The organism is Halomicrobium sp. IBSBa (assembly GCF_017612575.1).
Taxonomy (GTDB): domain Archaea; phylum Halobacteriota; class Halobacteria; order Halobacteriales; family Haloarculaceae; genus Halomicrobium.
On record NZ_JADPQC010000001.1, the window covers coordinates 170,258 to 187,208 of the forward strand.

General features: G+C 66.9%; 18 protein-coding genes and 1 tRNA gene. 8 read left to right on the plus strand and 11 right to left on the minus strand.

Annotated features, from left to right (window positions below; all coding sequences use genetic code 11):
- The first annotated feature begins 5 nt into the window (after positions 1-5).
- The gene (locus IL252_RS00870; protein WP_244256688.1) at positions 6-1,823 is read left to right on the plus strand and encodes a bacteriohemerythrin; all 1,818 of its coding nucleotides are present in this window, start codon (positions 6-8) and stop codon (positions 1,821-1,823) included.
- Positions 1,824-1,968: 145 nt separating this feature from the next.
- Here the strand turns inward: IL252_RS00870 and IL252_RS00875 are convergent, their stop codons facing one another.
- Positions 1,969-2,760 carry a YihY/virulence factor BrkB family protein gene (locus IL252_RS00875; protein ID WP_208625931.1) on the minus strand — a complete coding sequence of 264 codons (792 nt, stop codon included), beginning with the start codon at positions 2,758-2,760 and terminating at the stop codon, positions 1,969-1,971.
- Positions 2,761-2,937: 177 nt separating this feature from the next.
- Between IL252_RS00875 and IL252_RS00880 the strand changes: the two genes are divergently transcribed.
- Together IL252_RS00880 and IL252_RS00885 are read left to right on the plus strand one after the other, a co-directional pair.
- Positions 2,938-3,312: a helix-turn-helix transcriptional regulator gene (locus IL252_RS00880; protein WP_170094526.1), complete on the plus strand. Its 375-nt coding sequence runs from the start codon at positions 2,938-2,940 to the stop codon at positions 3,310-3,312.
- A gap of 3 nt (positions 3,313-3,315) precedes the next feature.
- Positions 3,316-3,645: a hypothetical protein gene (locus IL252_RS00885; protein WP_208625933.1), complete on the plus strand. Its 330-nt coding sequence runs from the start codon at positions 3,316-3,318 to the stop codon at positions 3,643-3,645.
- Between the two features lie 354 nt (positions 3,646-3,999).
- On the opposite strand, the gene IL252_RS00890 is transcribed toward IL252_RS00885, so the two are convergent.
- Complete coding sequence (locus IL252_RS00890) at positions 4,000-5,358, minus strand: NAD(P)/FAD-dependent oxidoreductase (protein ID WP_208625936.1); 1,359 nt, start codon at positions 5,356-5,358, stop codon at positions 4,000-4,002.
- 66 nt (positions 5,359-5,424) lie between these two features.
- Complete coding sequence (locus tag IL252_RS00895; protein ID WP_208625939.1) at positions 5,425-6,018, minus strand: response regulator; 594 nt, start codon at positions 6,016-6,018, stop codon at positions 5,425-5,427.
- A gap of 218 nt (positions 6,019-6,236) precedes the next feature.
- On the opposite strand from IL252_RS00895, the gene IL252_RS00900 reads away from it, so the two are divergent.
- Entirely contained in the window at positions 6,237-7,196 is a 960-nt protein-coding gene (locus tag IL252_RS00900; protein WP_369334721.1) for a D-2-hydroxyacid dehydrogenase, read from the plus strand.
- On the opposite strand, the gene IL252_RS00905 is transcribed toward IL252_RS00900, so the two are convergent.
- The 3 genes from IL252_RS00905 to IL252_RS00915 all read right to left on the minus strand — a co-directional run bounded on the left by IL252_RS00905 (position 7,193) and on the right by IL252_RS00915 (position 9,257).
- The gene (locus IL252_RS00905; protein WP_208625943.1) at positions 7,193-7,582 is read right to left on the minus strand and encodes a hypothetical protein; all 390 of its coding nucleotides are present in this window, start codon (positions 7,580-7,582) and stop codon (positions 7,193-7,195) included. The genes IL252_RS00900 and IL252_RS00905 overlap by 4 nt on opposite strands.
- A 46-nt stretch (positions 7,583-7,628) precedes the next feature.
- The gene (gene asd / locus IL252_RS00910) at positions 7,629-8,666 is read right to left on the minus strand and encodes an aspartate-semialdehyde dehydrogenase (protein ID WP_208625945.1); all 1,038 of its coding nucleotides are present in this window, start codon (positions 8,664-8,666) and stop codon (positions 7,629-7,631) included.
- Between the two features lie 141 nt (positions 8,667-8,807).
- On the minus strand, positions 8,808-9,257 hold the full coding sequence (locus tag IL252_RS00915; protein ID WP_170094533.1) for a hypothetical protein: 450 nt from the start codon (positions 9,255-9,257) through the stop codon (positions 8,808-8,810).
- Positions 9,258-9,403: 146 nt separating this feature from the next.
- Between IL252_RS00915 and IL252_RS00920 the strand changes: the two genes are divergently transcribed.
- The 3 genes from IL252_RS00920 to IL252_RS00930 all read left to right on the plus strand — a co-directional run bounded on the left by IL252_RS00920 (position 9,404) and on the right by IL252_RS00930 (position 11,507).
- A complete protein-coding gene (locus IL252_RS00920) occupies positions 9,404-10,441 on the plus strand; it encodes a tyrosine--tRNA ligase (protein ID WP_208625948.1) in 1,038 nt (345 codons plus the stop codon).
- A 101-nt stretch (positions 10,442-10,542) separates the two neighbouring features.
- Complete coding sequence (locus IL252_RS00925; RefSeq protein ID WP_208625951.1) at positions 10,543-11,208, plus strand: class I SAM-dependent methyltransferase; 666 nt, start codon at positions 10,543-10,545, stop codon at positions 11,206-11,208.
- A 228-nt stretch (positions 11,209-11,436) separates the two neighbouring features.
- A tRNA-Gly gene (locus IL252_RS00930) sits at positions 11,437-11,507 on the plus strand.
- A 37-nt stretch (positions 11,508-11,544) separates the two neighbouring features.
- Here IL252_RS00930 and IL252_RS00935 read toward each other — a convergent pair.
- The 3 genes from IL252_RS00935 to IL252_RS00945 form a co-directional block, all read right to left on the minus strand.
- Positions 11,545-11,919: a hypothetical protein gene (locus tag IL252_RS00935; RefSeq protein ID WP_208625954.1), complete on the minus strand. Its 375-nt coding sequence runs from the start codon at positions 11,917-11,919 to the stop codon at positions 11,545-11,547.
- Between the two features lie 104 nt (positions 11,920-12,023).
- Positions 12,024-12,839 carry an HD domain-containing protein gene (locus IL252_RS00940; protein WP_208625957.1) on the minus strand — a complete coding sequence of 272 codons (816 nt, stop codon included), beginning with the start codon at positions 12,837-12,839 and terminating at the stop codon, positions 12,024-12,026.
- Between the two features lie 135 nt (positions 12,840-12,974).
- Positions 12,975-13,205 (minus strand): hypothetical protein, encoded by a 231-nt coding sequence (locus IL252_RS00945; RefSeq protein ID WP_208625960.1) that lies wholly within the window; start codon positions 13,203-13,205, stop codon positions 12,975-12,977.
- A 238-nt stretch (positions 13,206-13,443) separates the two neighbouring features.
- Between IL252_RS00945 and IL252_RS00950 the strand changes: the two genes are divergently transcribed.
- Positions 13,444-14,775 (plus strand): sodium-dependent transporter, encoded by a 1,332-nt coding sequence (locus IL252_RS00950; RefSeq protein ID WP_208625961.1) that lies wholly within the window; start codon positions 13,444-13,446, stop codon positions 14,773-14,775.
- Between the two features lie 13 nt (positions 14,776-14,788).
- Here IL252_RS00950 and IL252_RS00955 read toward each other — a convergent pair whose 3' ends face one another.
- Both IL252_RS00955 and IL252_RS00960 read right to left on the minus strand, forming a co-directional pair.
- On the minus strand, positions 14,789-15,415 hold the full coding sequence (locus IL252_RS00955; RefSeq protein WP_208625964.1) for a uracil-DNA glycosylase family protein: 627 nt from the start codon (positions 15,413-15,415) through the stop codon (positions 14,789-14,791).
- Positions 15,416-15,569: 154 nt separating this feature from the next.
- Positions 15,570-16,793, minus strand: a complete 1,224-nt coding sequence (locus IL252_RS00960; protein WP_208625968.1) for an FAD-dependent oxidoreductase — start codon at positions 16,791-16,793, stop codon at positions 15,570-15,572.
- Between the last annotated feature and the right edge of the window lie 158 nt (positions 16,794-16,951).

Here is a 16,951-nt window from a genome sequence, read left to right on the forward strand (position 1 = left end):
AGCGTATGCAACTGGAGTCCGAGGACGCGTTCGCCCGGTGGGACGACGAACGCTACAGCACACAGATCGATCGCTTCGACGAACAACACAAGCGGCTGTTCGGTCTGCTGAACGATCTCCACACGGCCATGGACGAGGGCCACTCACAGGACGAGATCGGTGACATCCTCCGGGAACTCGAACGGTACACCGAGTACCACTTCGGCGACGAGGAGGAGTTCATGCAGGACTGTGGCTACGCGATGGACTGTGCCGACTGTTTCTACGACCACCGCGAGATGCACGAGGAGTTCGCGTCGACGGTCAGCGACTTTCGCGAGCGTCACGAGGACGGCGAGTACGTCACGATGGAGGTCCTCACCTTCCTCCGGGACTGGCTCGACAGCCACATCGCTGCGGGTGACGAAGACCAGCGCTACAGCGAGTACTACCAGACGGAGATCGACGAGACCTACGAGTACACGCCCGGAACGCTCCGGCAGCGTCGCCACTCGGAATCACCTCCCGAGACGACCCAGCCGACGACGGTCTCCGTCGAAGAGGAGGTGCTAGACGGCGGCGAGCTGTCCGTCCCCGCCGGCCCGATCGCGTCGTGGTTCGAACAGGTGGCGACGACACACGGGGACCGCGTGGCGACGATCGAACACGACGGCGACGAGCAGACCGAACGGACCTTCGAGTCGCTGTACGAGCGTGCCACAGCGGTCGCTGGCGGCCTCCTGGAGACGGAGCTCACGCCGGGCGATCGGCTGGCGATCGACCTCGAATCGAACGGCGAGGCGCTCCTCTTCGACCTCGCCAGCCACCTCGCCGGGCTCGTCTCCGTCCCGCTGTATCCCTCGTTCGACGACGAACAGCTGCGATCGATCGTCACGACCGCCGAGATCGACGGGTTCGCGTCTCCGGGTGACCCGCCCTCGGCCGTCGAGCGGGCAGTCGACGTGGTCGTCGACACGGAGCCGCTGCCGGCGTCGCCACAGCGCTCCCTGCCGGGGCTGAACCGCCGCGGCACCGACCTCGCGACGATCGTCTATCAGGTCCCCGCAGGCGGCGAGCCGACCGGCGTCGAGCTGACCCATCGGAACCTCCGGGCGGCCATCGCGGCACTGAGCGACGCGCTCCCACTGGATCCCGATGCGACGGGGACCGCGCTCCTGCCGTTCGCACACGTCTCCCAGCGCGTCGGAGCCTACTACCTCTGGGACGCCGGGGCCACCGTCGCGTACACCGACCGGGCCAGCAGTGTCGAGGCACTGCCGGCACTCAGCCCCGACGTGCTGATCGGCGTCCCCAAGCTGTACCAGCAGCTGTACGGCGAGCTTCAGGACCGAATCGGCTCCTTCGGCTGGGCCAAGCGCAAGGTCGCCGGGAGCGTCACCGGCTACGGGCGCGACGTGATCGACGGTAGCGGCACGCCGCTGAAGTATGCGGCGGCAGAACGACTGGCCTATCGGCCGCTGCGCCAGGAGTTCGGCCTCGACGACCTGACCTACGCACTGTCGTGTTCCGGTCGCCTCGACGATCACCTCCTCGATTTCTTCCACGGCCTCGGTGTCCCCCTGTGTGAACTGTACGGGACCGCCGAGACGAGCGCCGTCGGGACGATCAACGGCCCCGACGACTTCGAGCGCGACAGCGTCGGAGAGGCACTGTCCGGCGTCACCGTCGGGCTCTCGGCCGACAGCGACGTCCTGATCGACGGTCCGACGGTCATGGACGGCTACTGCAACGACCCCGAGGCGACCGAGCGGGCAGTACACGACGGGTGGTTCCGTACCGACGACGATTCGATCGACGGCAGTGATCTCGGGCTCTCGGAGTGATACTGCCGGCTGTCACTTCGTGACGAGCTTCGCCACCCCGGGGTGGCGAAATCGGTCACAGATTTACAGCCGGTAGTATGACCCACGCCTCGAAACCGGACCACAGACGTCCACGGAGACCGCAGGAGAACGAGGGAGACGCCGACTACGCGGCCGGCTCCGACCGCGAGTCCGCTCCGACTTCCCGCAAGACGACGTTGACGACGACGCCGATCAGGACGACGATGCTCGCGAAGTACAGCCACGTAACGAACAGCAGGACGGCCCCGAGGATACCGTAGGCCGCGTACTGCCCGGCGTTGGCCGCGTAGACGCGAAATCCGAGCTGGAGCAGGACCCACCCGCCCGCAGCGATCACCGCGCCGGGGAGGATGTCTCGCAGCGACACGTCGACCGGCGGCAGGACGTAGTAGATCGGCAGGAAGGCGAGGGTGATGACGACGACCAGCGCGACGGTCCCGAAGACGTTGACGAACGGGATTTCCCAGGGCTGGATCGAGAGCGCGAGCCCGACGAGGACCGCGGTCCCGACCGCGAGTGCGACGCCGACGACGACGACCAGTCCGTTCCGCACCTGCTGGAGGAGCGACGTGTGGACCTCGGCGGCGTACACTTCGTCGAACGCCTGATCGAGTCCGCGAAAGAGCTTCAGTCCGCTCCAGAGCAACACCAGGAAGCCGACCAGCGAGGCCGTCCCCCGCCCGGCGGTGTCGGTGAGCGCACCCGCTACGAGTTCCTGACCCGACGCCGAGAGCATCCGGCCCAGCACTGCGACGACCCGGTCGGCGAACGCCTGGCCGCCGAGCGTCGAGGCGACGGCGGTCGCCAGCAGCAGCAGGGGTACGATAGACACGAACGCGTAGTAGGCGATCCCCGCCGCGAGGAACGTAACGTTCCGGTCGCGAGCGAGCGTGACAACCGAACGAAGGATCGACATACGTCACGTATAGCGGGCACTCGGTTGAATGCGGCGGTGGCTCCGCGTCCATCGGGACGGAGGACTGTCTGCGGAAGGGAGCTGTCGCCCGAAACACTACCGGGCGAGGTTTCACCAGCTGATCCGCACTCAAAGTACAGCAGTACATTCATTACGTGAGCACGCTAATTTCGCAGTATGCCCGTGAGTATTGACGAGTTCGAATCGGGTGACTTGCCGGAGGGGCCGAGCGTCCCCGAACAGGTGATTAGGTACCTCAACACGCACCAGGACGCGGCGTTTACTCGGTCGGAGATAGCTACTGCCATCGACGAGAACCCGAACACGGTTGGCACCGCGCTCACGCGATTGAAAGAGCGTGGTCTCGTCCGTCATCGAGGGCAGTACTGGGCACTCACCGAGGACGAACAACGGGTCGCCGCAGCGTACGATCTGCACGACGTGAGCGAACAGCTCGACGAAGCCGATGGTGGAATCGAGTCGGAGCGTTGGGACGCTGTCGCACCCGACCAGCCCCATCCAAGCGAACAAAATTCGAGCGAGGACGAGTGATCGATGGAGCCGGAACGCGGCGACGTCGTCAGGAGTACCGATCCGTTCAAACTTGGCACTGACCGCCAGCGACCGTGGCTCGTCGTGAACAACAGTTCCCACCCCTTCGCCGACGAGCAACACGTCGCGGTCGCTATCTCGACGAAGGAATACGACGACTCGCTTCGTCTCGGGGAGGGCGTCTGGGAAACGGGCGGTGTTCCACGAGAGTCGTTCGTCTCGCCGTGGGCGATCCACTCGCCCCGAAGCGAAGACCTCGTTGCGTGGCAGGGCCGAGTTACTGATGCATTCGCGGATCGCGTCGTAGACTCACTGGAGATGTATCTGCGGTAGTTCGAAAGTGTACGCCCGAAACACTAACGACCGGCATCATCCGGGGCAGTGCGCCCTGTCGACCGGCAAACCCTCGTGTCGGGCGGGAGGCGTGAAACGCCTCCATGTGGTGAGACGGCGTCAGCCGTCGAGCCGAATGTCGCGTGCCCGGGTTCGCCGCGCTGTCATCGTCCCGAAGGACGGGCCTCGGGCGGGGACAAAAGGCACGCAGTCGGGGATACTCCGTCGGACGGGTAAGGGGTTGCGGTCCGGCCGCGACCACGGCAGCGGGGGGTCATACGGTTTCGTGTCGGTGCTGACCGGCGATCGTCGCCACGGGGGAGACGATCCCGGTAAACTGCTACACAATCCGTCTCAGACGGTGTACTCGGACTCGGCGAGCTGGACGTAGCCGCCGTCGCGGTACTGGAACTTGCGCCACTTGTAGCCGGCGACGGTCTTGAGCCCCAGCGTGCCGGCGGCCAGGGCCTGTCGCCACAGGGATCCGTCGACGGTCTGCATCGCGTTGACGGTCGCGAACACGCGGTCCCAGGTCGCGGGATCGTACCCCTCGACCAGGTCGGCGAAGGCGACGTTGCGGAGGATCTCGGATTCGAGCGCGTCCTTCCAGGCGTCGTTGTAGCGGTCGAGGGCGTCGGTCGCGGCCAGTTCTCCGGCGAGAGAGCCGGTTCGGACGGCGACGTGGTCCCCGCCCTCGTGGAAGGCGGAGGTCGCGCCCATCGCGCCGCCGACGACGGCGACGTTCGCGTCGGTCGGCGAGTCGATCGGCCGGGTCGAAGAGATCGGGTACGTCTCCGTGCCGTCGGTCTTGCCCCGATCCTCGACCAGCGGGAAGTCCTCGAGGTCGTAGTCGGGAAACTCCCGTTCGAGCAGGCGCTCGACGTAGGTGCGACCCTGCGGGATCTTGTCGTCGTCCTCCCGGAGCAGGGCCCACTCGCTGGCGTCGTAGTCGTCGATGTCCAGCCCGATCGGCATCGTGAGCCCGATCCGAGCCACGTTGTCGTCGTTCGGGAAGATCCACGGGTAGGCGGTGTGGCCGGGCATCACGCCCCACCAGAACTGGATCCGGTCCTCGGGGAACAGTTCCTCGGGCATCCGGCGGTGCTCCTGGTAGGCGATGTGGTTGGCCTCCGTCGACGGGAGCCGCTCGGAGAGCGACTCGTCCGCCGGGAGGAACTGATCGAGGACGCGGCCGGTGACCGTCCGCTGGGGGCCGTCCGCGAGGACGAGCGCGTCGGCGACGATCGACTCGCCGTCCGAGAGTTCCAGCGTGTGCTCGACGCCGCCCGAGAGGTCGGTGTCGACGCCCGTGACGCTCGTGCCGACGCGGTACTGAGCGCCCGCTGTTTCGGCGCGGTCGCGCAGCCAGTCGTCGAAGCGGGCTCGCTGGAACGTGAAGCCGAATCCGGGATACGCGGAGTCGATCCCCGTCTCTTCGATCAGGACCGACTCGTTGGGCCCGATGAACTCCGCGCCGTCGAGTTCCGCGAGCGTCACCGAGTCGGGGAACTCGTCGGGACCGAAGCCGGCGAGTTCGGTCCAGTAATCCAGAAAGCCGGCGGCGTCCGTCGAGTCGGGGCCCAGTCCGTCACGGTCGGCTCTCGGGACCCCCTTCTCGACCACGACGGCCTCGGCACCCTGTTCGGCGGCTGCCCGACCGGCAGACGTACCGGCGGGCCCGCCGCCGACGATCGCGACATCTACGCGCTCCATACCCCACCCCTGTTCGGAGGGGGCTTAAATTCCTTGCTCGCCACTCATCGCGCGACGGCCCGACGGTCAGGTGACAGATCGCGGCTCCGATCCCAGATCGTCGCTGACCGCCGCGAGGATCGCCTGTCGCCAGTGCCCGTCGAACTGTTCGAGACGGTCGTCGAGCGTGGTTCGCGTGGCCTCGAGTTCGGCGATCAGGTCGTGGTACTCGTCGCTGTCCCCGAGCGCGTCCCGACTGATCCGGAGTTCGAGCGTCGCCTTCCGCGCGGTCAGAGAGAAGTACTCCCGGAGCAGCTGCCGGCAGGCACCCCGTGAGAGCATCGTCTCGACCACGTCGAGCACCGTCTCTCGCGACACCGGCTTGGTCAGGTAGTCGTCGACGATCAACTCTCGAACGTCGAAGTCCGGTTCCACGCCGGAGATCATGACGACGAAACAGTCGTCCGGTCGCTCGGTCAGTCGCTGTGCCACCTCCGCCCCGTTCATGTGGGGCATCTCTCTGTCGAGGAGCATCACGTCGGCGTCCCCCACCTTCTCGAGTGCCGCCCGCCCATCGGCGGCGGTCAGCACCTCGTACTCGTCGTCGAGCCAGATCGAGTGGAGCTCCCGGCAGGCGGGATCGTCGTCGACGACGAGCACGGAGTCCCAGTCACCACTCATTACACCGACCGTGGAACCACACCGTCATTAAATGTGGCATCGCGAAGCGGCCAGCGACCCGTCGATGTCGTCGCTCGATCCGTCGCTGTCGATATTTCTCCACGCGTGTATCGAAACGAACGGAACAGCGAGGGGCGTCCACCACCGGTCGCCGTGACAGTACTGTTTTGAGCCACTGGCTGGAACGACCAGTATGTCCCTGGTCCAAGCGGAGGTGGCTGTGCGTGACTGAAATCGCCATCCTGCGGCAGAAAGCACACGGCCTGCCGGTCGAATCGTACGCCGACGCGGTCCGCGAGCGACTGCCCGAGGCGACGGTCACGGTCGCACGGACCCCCGAGCAAGAGCGAGCGGCCGTCGAGACGGCGACGGTGGTCTCTGCCGGGCCGTTCGACGACGAACTGCTCGATTACGCCCGCGAGATCCAGCTGTTCGCGAGCATCTACGCCGGCTACGACCACCTGCCCCTCGACGAGTTCGCCGAGCGAGAGATCGCGCTGACGACGGCCTCGGGAGTCCACGGCCCGAACATCGCCGAGCACGTGATCGGCGCGTTTCTCGCCTTCACGCGGCGCTTCTTCGAGGCGCGTCGCCGCCAGCGAGAGCGACAGTGGCGCGCCCTCCAGTCGGGCGAACTCGCCGGCTCGACGGTGGCGGTCGTCGGGCTCGGCGCGATCGGCCAGGCCATCGTCGACCGACTCGCGGGGTTCGACGTCGACACCGTCGGCGTCCGCTACAGCCCGGAGAAGGGCGGACCGACCGACGAAGTGTACGGCTTCGACGAGATCCACGAGGCCGTCACCGACGCCGAGTACGTCGCCGTCGCGTGCCCGCTGACCGACGCGACCGAGGAGCTGTTCGACGAGCAACTGTTCCGGACGATGCACCCCGAGGCGATCTTCGTCAACGTCGCCCGCGGCGGCGTCGTCGATACCGACGCGCTCACGTCGGCGATCCAGAGCAACTACATCGGCGCGGCACAGCTGGACGTGACCGATCCCGAGCCGCTGCCCGAGGACCACCCGCTGTGGGGCTTCGACAACGTCTTCGTGACGCCCCACGCCTCCGGCCACACGCCCGAGTACTACGAGCGCACCGCCGACATCCTCGCCGAGAACGTCAGGCGCGCCGCAGAAACTGGCGAGTGGGACGGGCTCCGGAACCAGATCCCCCTCTAATCCTCGGCCATCGTCGCCCGGTAGCCGGCGATGCCTTCGAGGAACAGGTAGACGCCGGTGATGCCACCGAGAGCCCACATGAGCACCCGACGGACCCCGAACGGACCGAGCGTCCGCTCGCCAGCGAGCACGACGAGTGGGACGAGCGTCAGGAACGCCAGGATGAGCCACAGAAACCGCCGTCGCGCGGTGAGTGACACGCTGCCACCGCCACCACGGAGGACGAAGTAGAGATGGCCACCACCGAAGACGATCGCCTCGAACAGCCCCACGAGCAGCGGCTGGGTCCACCAGACCGACAGGTCGAGTCGTGTCGCACCGACGCCCAGCACCACCAGCCCGACGGCGGCGGCCCCAGCCTGTACCTTCGTCTCACGTGATAGCATCACAACGATCCGTCTGCGCCGATCCAGAAAAAAGTGCGAGAGACTGCTACAGGTAACCGTTCGCCGCCAGCAGTTCGCCGTTGAGTACGCTCGCGCCCGCCGCACCGCGCATCGTGTTGTGCGCGAGGCAGTTGAACTGGAGTCCGTCGGTCGTCTCCTGGACGCCGCCGACCGCGACACCCATCCCGTCCTCGATGTTGCGGTCGAGGCGAGGCTGGGGCCGATCGGGCTCGTCGAAGACCCGGATCAGCTGGTCGGGCGAAGACGGCAGGTCGATACCCGACGCCGAGCGTAGCGCGTCCTCGGCGTCCGCGACAGTCACGTCGTCCTCGGTGTCGACCCAGACGTTTTCGAGGTGGCCGTCGAGCGTCGCGATGCGGTTACAGGAGGCCGCCACGTCCATCTCGTGGAGGTCGATCGCCGTGCCGTCGAACCCACCCAGCAGCTTCCGGGACTCGGTCTCCATCTTCTCCTCCTCGCCGCCGATGTGCGGGATGGCGTTGTCGATGATCTCCATCGACGTGACGCCGTCGTAGCCCGCGCCCGACACGGCCTGTAGCGTCGAGACGCGCACGTCCGTCAGGCCGAAGGCCTCGTCGAGTGCCGCCAGCGGCGGCACCATCGTGATCGTCGAGCAGTTCGGGTTCTTCAGGAGCGCGCCGTCCCAGCCGCGTTCCTCGCGCTGGCGTTCGAGCACGTCGAGGTGGTCGGCGTTGACCTCGGGGATCACGAGGGGCACGTCCTCGTCCATGCGACCGTTCGAGGAGTTCGAGGAGACGACGTAGCCCGCCTCGCAGAACTCCGGTTCGACCTCGGCACCGACGCCGGAGGGGAGCGACGAGAAGATCAGGTCCACGTCGTCGGGCACGTCTTCGGGCGTGGTCGCGCCGACTTCGATCTCGGCCACGGCCTCGGGAATCGGCGCGTCGATGCGCCACTTGGCCGCCTCTCGGTACGCCTTGCCGGCACTGGATTCGCTGGCAGTCAGTGCTGCGATCTCGAAATCGGGGTGCGGTTCGAGCAACTGGATGAGTCGCTGACCGACCGCACCAGTGGCCCCCAGAACACCTACACGTACAGTCATCGGTTCACACACTGCCGTGACCAGTCAAAACAGTTTGGATAGCGAGCGACTCCCTGGAGGTCGTACCGCCCGCCGCCGGTCGCGAGTCGATCGCACGGTGTCCCGCCGCGTGGGGTCCGGTACGGTACTCCAACCCCCCGATCACTCGGTAGTCGCTCGTTCGCCGAGGTCTTCGAGCGCCCAGGTGACGATCCGTGCCTCGACCACGTCCCGTTCCTCGACGTGGTCGTCCTCGCCGTACGTCTCGATGGTCTCTCGGGCGTCGGCGAGCATCTCGCGCTCGCGTGGCCGCTGGTCCGGTTCCTCGCGCACGTCGTTGAGCAGCGCCTCGAAGTCCTCGCGCAAGTCGAACGAGGCGTGGGCGACGTTGCACCGCGAGAGAGGGCTCATGCCCGTTTCGAGGACGAGATCACGAACCGTCTCCCAGTCGTCCGCGCAGAAATACACCGTGACGGTGCTTTCGATATCGCGCCAGGCGATGGGGTCGCCGTGTCGCATCAGCTGGACGGCCCGCGGGGGCAGGTCGATCCGGGTGGCCGTCTCCTCGGTCCCGCACAGACAGCACGGCTCTTCCGTGGTCCCGGTGTACATGGGTGTGTGTTGGCCCTGGGACAGTTGAGACTACCGGCTGTACATCTGTGAACGATCTTCACGAAGGTACAGTCGGCAGTACGAGTGTGTCGCTCGCGGCGAGGGGAGATGGAACGTTTTAATCACCGCGGTGGGGTACCAGAGGTATGGACACCGCCGATCGCCTCGAACTGGCGACGCGTCACACGCTCGAAGTCATCGAGGAGGAGGAACTCCAAGCGCTGTTCGACGAGGGCACTCCCTCGGCGTACATCGGCTACGCGCCCACGGGTGAGATGCACATCGGACACTACACGACGATGCGCAAGCTGGCGGACTTCATCGAGGCCGGCATCGACGTGACGGTGCTGATCGCCGACCTGCACGCGCACCTCGACGACGAGAAGAGCCCCTTCGACCTGCTCGACGCCCGCTCGGAGTACTACCAGGTCGCCATCGAGGGGATGATCGAGGCCGCCGGAGCGGACCCAGAGGCGATCTCGTTCGTCCGCGGGACCGACTTCCAGCTCGACGAGGAGTACACCCTGGAGATGTACCGTATGGCGGCCGAGACGACTCTCGCCAGGACCCAGCGGGCCGGCAGCAGAGTCGTCCGCGAGTCCGAGAGCCCGAACCTCGGCGGGCTGATCTACCCGCTGATGCAGACCCTCGACGTGAAAGCCCTCGACGCCGACATCGCCTACGGCGGCGACGACCAGCGCGGGATCTACATGCTCTCTCGCGAGACGCTGCCCGACCACGGACACGACGCGCCGGTCTGTATCTTCGCGCCGCTGCTGTCGGGGCTCACCGGCGAAGAGATGAGCGCCTCGAAGGAGGACACGAAGGTCAACCTCAACGACAGCCACGACGCCGTCGTCGAGAAGATCGAAGACGCGTACTGCCCGATGGGCGAGCGCGAGGACAACGGCGTACTGGAGTACCTCGAATACCTCGTCTTCCCGGTGCTCGAAGAGCGCGGCGAATCCTTCGTCGTCGAGCGCCCCGACGAGTACGGCGGGAACCTCGTCTACGACGAGTTCGACGAACTGGAAGCGGACTTCCTCAGCGAGGAGCTCCACCCGGCAGACCTCAAGCCCGCCGCCGGTGAGTACGTCTCGGACGTGATCGGGCCGATCCGGGAGCGACTCGACGCGCGCCCCGAGTTGCTCGCAGAGGCCTACCCCGAGAAGTACGACCAGTAGCACCGTGACCGGCCGCCCGGGCCGAACCTCGGCGGGACAATTTTCTCCGCGTGCGTGACCGAGAGCGAAGCCACTATGCGCCAGCGCGCGCAGGGATCGGTATGTCCGACGGCCCCTCGCGAGCGGACGTCCGCGAGACCTACGAGACGATCGGGAGCCACTTCTCGAAGACCCGCGAGTACGCCTGGCCGGAGGTCGAGTCCTTCGTCGAGGATCGGTGCCGGGGGGGAGTCGCGCTCGACGTTGGCTGTGGCAACGGCCGGCACGCCGAACTGCTGGCAGACCACGCCGACCGCGTGGTGGGGCTCGACGCCAGCCGCGAACTGCTGGCGGCCGCGCGCGACCGCCTCGGGGCCTGTCCCGCCACGACGCTGCTCCAGAGCGACGCGGCGACGCTGCCACTAGCCGACGACTGTGCCGACCTCGCGGTCTACGTCGCCACGATCCACCACCTCCCCCAGCGGGCAGACCGGCGTGACAGCCTCGACGAACTCGCACGGGTTCTCGGGCCCGACGGGCGCGGACTGGTCAGCGCCTGGTCGACGGCACACGACCGCTTCGACGCGAGCGCCGACGCCGATCGGGGCTTCGACACCACCGTCGACTGGACGTTGCCGGGCGGTCGAACGGTGCCACGGTTCTACCACATCTACGCACCCGCCGAGTTCGAGCGCGACGTTGCCGCCAGCGACCTCGCGCTGGAGTCACTGGAGATTTCGAGTGGGAACTGCTACGCCGTCGTGCGTCCCGAAGGGAAACGCCCTTAAAACAGCACCAGCTATTGGCGAACGAGTGGCGGCGGGGCGCACCGTGGAGACGTTCCGTCGTCACGAGTCTGGCGGTGCGTAACGCGACGCGTTGCGAACCCCAGCGCAAACGAAGTAAGCGGCGGTGGTGAGCAGTTCTGGAAGAACTGCGAGGCACGCCGCAGGCGAAGCATGCGGCGGTGGTGAGCGATTCCAGCGTAATCGTGAACCTCGGCGCAAACGAAGTAAGCGGCGGTGGTCTAGTGGTAGGACCTGAGCCTTCCAAGCTCATGGCCCGGGTTCAAATCCCGGTCGCCGCATTTCTGCGAGGAACAGCTGCGAGCGAAAAGAGCGGCGTCACTCCTCGATCGTCACCCACACGTCCGAGACGAGGGTCGCGTCTGGGTTGTTCGGCAGCGAAAGCCGGAGTCCGTCGTCGGTCTCGATCCCGACCACGTCCGGCGTGTTGAGGCCGTCGAGTTCACGGTCGGGGTGGGTGAGCGGCCGTGCCCGCTCGGGGAACCGATCCAGTTCCGGGGCAGTCGATCCGCCGTCCCGGTCGAGTCGCCGACGCCCGGCGTCGTCCGTCGACCGATCGCGGACCAGCAGCGTCAGGACTCGACCTCGGAGGTATTCGAGGAGGCCCTGGACCCGTCCCGACACCGACCCGTGCGGTCCGTCCGATCCGTCGCGGGCGTCGGCGGTCAGATCCGGCATGCGAACGCCGTTCATGCGCGAGCGTTGACGGTGCCCGCATAAATTCATGCACCGGGTACGCTCGGTAAGCCCGACGTGACGGGGCGGTAAGGGCCCACGGGACCGTCGGCTGCGAGCGGCTACAGCTCGATCCGCTCGACCAGCTGGTCCTCGTCCTCGCGGACGTTGAGCGCGACGATCCGGACGTGAGATTCCAGCCCGGAGCCCTGGAGCTTCGCCTTCAGGAGGTTGTCGACCTGGTAGACGCCCGCGGCGTTCGACATCTCGATCTCGACGAGGACTGGTTTGTCGTCGCCATCCTGCAGAAAGACGCGCTTAATCGCCTGGCTCGACACCGTGTTGATGCCGCGGCCGCCGTAGTTGTACGGGATGCGCGAGCGCCCGCTCTCCATGTCCAGCGCGTCGGCGACTCTGACGACGCCGGCCTCCAGCGTCAGCGGATCTTCCTCGGTGTGGTGACAGAGGATCGCGTGCAACACTTCACCTTTCACCCGTACTGCAGCCTCCGTGTCGTAGTAGGCCGGCAGGAAGTCGTCGAGGAGGTCGGCCGCGAGCGGGATCGAGTAGTAGGGGTGGTCGTCCCGGTGGACGACGTGGCCGATATCGTGAAGGGTCGCAGCCAGCGCGATGATGACGGCTTCGTCGGCCTCCTCCAGGCCCTGTTCGCTGGCACCGTTGAACTCGATGCCGCCGCGCTTGAGCAGGTCGTAGAGGCACAGCGCCCGGTTGCGAACGATCGAGATGTGCTTCGCGCCGTGGTCGTTGTAGCGCTTGCGAGTGACCGGGTTGACGTTCTGTGCCTCCAGGTACGCCTGGATCTCGGTGTCCGACTCGATCGCGGCCAGCATTTCGTTCACGCGCTCGTCGGGGAACGCGTGGTCGGCGTCGGGATCGTACCGCCGGCCGCGGGTATCGAGCGACTCGTCGTTGCTCATATCACAGCAGTTGACGAGGGAGCGAGAAAAAGTCTCGCTTACCCGCGCCGCGTCGTCGACACGACGAGGCGTGCGCGCTACGGACGGCCGGTACGATCGGCAGTACGGTCGTTCAGGAACTGACAGCCAGCGGTCTCACTCCGCCTCGTCGGCCAGTCGTTCGGGCGCTTTCTTTTCTTTGATCTCGCCGACGACGTTGTCGACCGAGTCGCGCTGCTGGGCGATCGTCGCGCCGAGCAGCCCGCCGAGCGCGCCGCCGGTACTCGCGGCGTTCCTGCTGAAGACGGCACCGACCGCCGCGCCGAGTGCCGCACCAGTTGCCGCGTACTTCGACCGTCGGAAGACCCGTTTGAGGCGAGTTCGCATACTCGATACGTCGGGCGCTCGGGTTATAAGTGTACGTCACGGCCGACGGCGGATCGAAACCACCCGACGGCGAGCGAGAGTAGGCGTGACGACGAGATAGTTGACGCTCTCTTTTCATTTCGAAGCTGCTATATTAGCCCTATTGAACTGCTGACAGTCCAACACCTTCAGATATGGATACATATATGATAGGTTTCACAGGCGTTATATCACTCCATCGTGAACCCGGTCAGTAAGTATGGCCGAACGAGCAACGTGGACGACACGAATCGGATTTCTGGTAGCCGCGATCGGGAGCGCGGTCGGGCTCGGAAACATCTGGCAGTTCCCGTTCAAGACGGGGGCCAACGGCGGGTCGAGCTTCCTCGTCTTCTATCTGATCGCCGTCGTCGCGATCGGGTTCCCGGCGTTGCTGGGTGAGTTCGTCCTCGGTCGGCGGACGCGCCTGAACGCGATCGACGCCTTCGGTGAACTCGGACACCGGCAGTGGCGCATCGTCGGCGCACTCGGCGTCGCGACGGGGTTCTGGATCCTCTCGTACTACAACGTCGTCGGCGGCTGGGTCATGCGCTACATCGTCGGCAGCGCGACTGGTGCCTACTTCGACGCGCCGGCCGAGTACTTCGGTGCCGTCTCGGCGGGACCGGAAGCGATCGCGGCCCAGGCGCTGTTCGTGCTGGTCGTCGTCGGCATCGTCGCGCTGGGCGTCGAGGACGGCATCGAGAAGGCGACGAAGGTGATGGTTCCGAGCATCGTCCTCCTCATGCTCGCGATGGCGGTCTGGGCGCTCACGCTGGAGGGCGGGGCCGCGGGCTACGAGTACTTCCTCTCGCCGGACCTCGACACGCTGCTGGCGAACGCCAGCACGGCGATTCCCTTCGCCGTCAGCCAGGCGTTCTTCACGCTGTCGCTCGGGATGGCGATCATGGTCACCTTCTCCTCGTACGTCGGCAACGACGACAACCTCGCCGTCGACGGCGGGATCATCGTCGGGACCAACACGCTCATCGGCGTCCTCGCCGGGCTCGTCGTGTTCCCGGTCCTCTTCGCCAACGGGATCGATCCGGCGACCAGCGGTCCGTCCGCCATCTTCATCGCGATGGCGAGCGGGTTCGCCGAACTACCGGCTGGTCGGCTCCTCGGCGTGGTCTTCTTCGGTGTCGTCCTGATCGCCGCGCTCTCCTCGGCGATCAGCCTCCTCGAAGTGTCTGTGTCCTGGGCGACCGACAACTACGACGTGGGACGCGTGCCGCTGGCAGCCGGACTCGGGGTCGGGCTGTTCGTCCTCGGGCTCCCGTCGGCCTGGGACACGGCGTGGCTCACGTGGTTCGACAACCTCGCGTACCAGCTCCTGTTGCCGGTGTCGGTGCTGTTCGCGATGCTGTTCGTCGGCTGGGTGCTCGGCGACGAGGCACTTACAGAGATTCGACAGGGGATGTCCGGGATGGACTGGTTCGGGCCGATGTGGCTCTGGACGGTCCGGATCGTCGTCGTCACTGGCGTCGCCGCGACGCTCGTGCTCGGCCTGCGGACGCTGTTCGTCGAGGGCGCGATCGTCCCGCCGGTATAGGGGCGACCGCCGCTCAGCGCACCAGGTACGGATCGTCGTTCGGGAGGAATCGCCCGAGGTCGGCCTCGCGGCGGTAGTCCGAGGCCAGCAGTGCTTCGAGTGCCCGAACGAGTCGTTCTTCGTCGTCTGTGTCCCACGCCGTGGGTTCTTTGATCGGGTAGACGAGCCACCCGGCCCCGGCGACCTCCGTGGCGTGGCGCTCGTCCATGTCGATGTCGTCGGTGGCTTCCGAGGTCGCGATCGAGAAGACGTGGCGCGTGGCTCGCTCGCCGACCGGGAGCAAGACGTGGGCCGTGATCGCTCGCAGCTCGGAGTCGAACAGCGGCTCCAGGTCGTCGTATGAGCGCTCGCTCGGCGTTCCGTCGGCGACGCACATGTGGAGATACGAGAAGTAGGTCTTGTCGACGGTCGGGGGCGTCCCAGCTTCGAGCAGGAGGCCCGCGTCGACGAGCGCCCGCTGGAGCCGATCGCCGGCCTCGCAGTCGGTGAAGGGAATCCCGGAGTCGATTCCCCCGTGGACGCCGGGGTGGTCACCGACGACGTGGAAGTGGGCGTTGGCGTCGCCGTACCCCGCGACGTACTGTTCACAGCCGGGGTCGAAGCCGAAGGGGTTGGCCGGCCGGTCCGTAACGTTTCTCACGGCCGACGGGAGGCGACAGACCGACTTTACTCCGACGGTTCACACAGAGTGTCACGATCGATCGGGACCCTGCCAGCGGTTCGTACCGCCGGCTGTCTCCGTGCGGGTGGTCGTAATTCACAGCGAAGCACGTCACAGACCGACAGCGATCGCGTCAGTCGCTCGCGACGACGTCCGAGTCGGTCGGTCCCTGACCGTCGAACCGGGCGACGAACTCGTCCAGCGTCCCCGGGTCGTCGGCACCGGGCAGCGGTTCCTCGGCGGTCGTACAGTCTGTCGCGACCCCCAGCCGATCGCAGACCAGATCGGTCGTCGCCTCGGCCATCTGCCGGTAGGTCGTGAGCTTTCCGCCGACGACGCTGACGGCGTTCGCGACGCCGTCCTCGGCGTGGTCGAGGCGGAAGAAGCCACGTGAGATCCCGCGCCGCTCGGACTCTGCCTCGTCGGGCGCGTACAGCGGGCGAACGCCCCACCACGTCCGCTCGATCTCGGCGTCGGCGACCGGGGGCAGCATCGCCGCACACTCCTCGATGCAGGTCTCGACCTCCCAGTCGGCCTGCTCGTAGTCGTCCGGGTCCGAGGCGGGCACGCTGGTCGTCCCCAGGACGGCCTGGCGCTCGTGAGGGACGACGATGTCGCCGTCGTCCGGGTCACGACATCGGTTCAGGACGGGGCCAACCCGGTCGTAGTCGACGGCCACCATCACGCCCCGTGAGGGGGCCATCTCCACGTCGAGACCCGCCATGGCCGCGACCTCGCCGGCCCACGCACCGGCGGCGTTGACGAGGAAGTCCGCTTCGATCGTCTCCGAGACGGTGCCTCCGAGGTGGGCCGACGTGACCCGTCCGTCCGCGACCGTCACGGATTCCAGTGGTGCGTTCGGGTGGATCGACGCGCCGTGGTCGGCCGCGTCCGCGGCGTTGGCCGCCACCAGTCGTGAGGGATAGATCACGGCGTCGGGCACCCGAAACGCCCGTTCGACCGCTCCCGAGAGGTCGGGAACGAGGTCGCGGGCCGCTGTGGCGTCCAGCAGCTCGGTGTCGATGCCCAGTTCCTCGCAGGCCGCGCGCTTGCGCTCGAAGTAGTCGGGGTCGTCGTCGGCTAGCTGGACGAACAGCCCGCCGGTGTCGCGAATGCAGTCCCCGGCGATCGACCGGAGGATGCGGTTCTCCTCGATACACTCCCGGGCACCCGTCGGGTCGGCCTCGGCGTAGCGCGCGCCGCTGTGGAGCAGCCCGTGTGACCGCCCGGAGGTGCCACTCGCGAGGCCGCCGCGCTCGGCCAGCGTCACGTCGACGCCGCGCAGTGCGAGGTCGCGTGCGATACCGACGCCCGTCGCACCGCCGCCGATCACGAGGACCGTCGTCGATCGTGTCATCACTAGATGTTGGTCTCTACGCACATGACCCTGCCGCCGAGAGCGGGCTCCGGTGATGCTCTGGGTGGCCCAGCGTCGCCGTCTAGCAGCGCGACACTGATTGTCACACTTCCCCGACTCGCGTCGCCGGACGGAGTCGGCCCGCCTCCCGCAAAGGT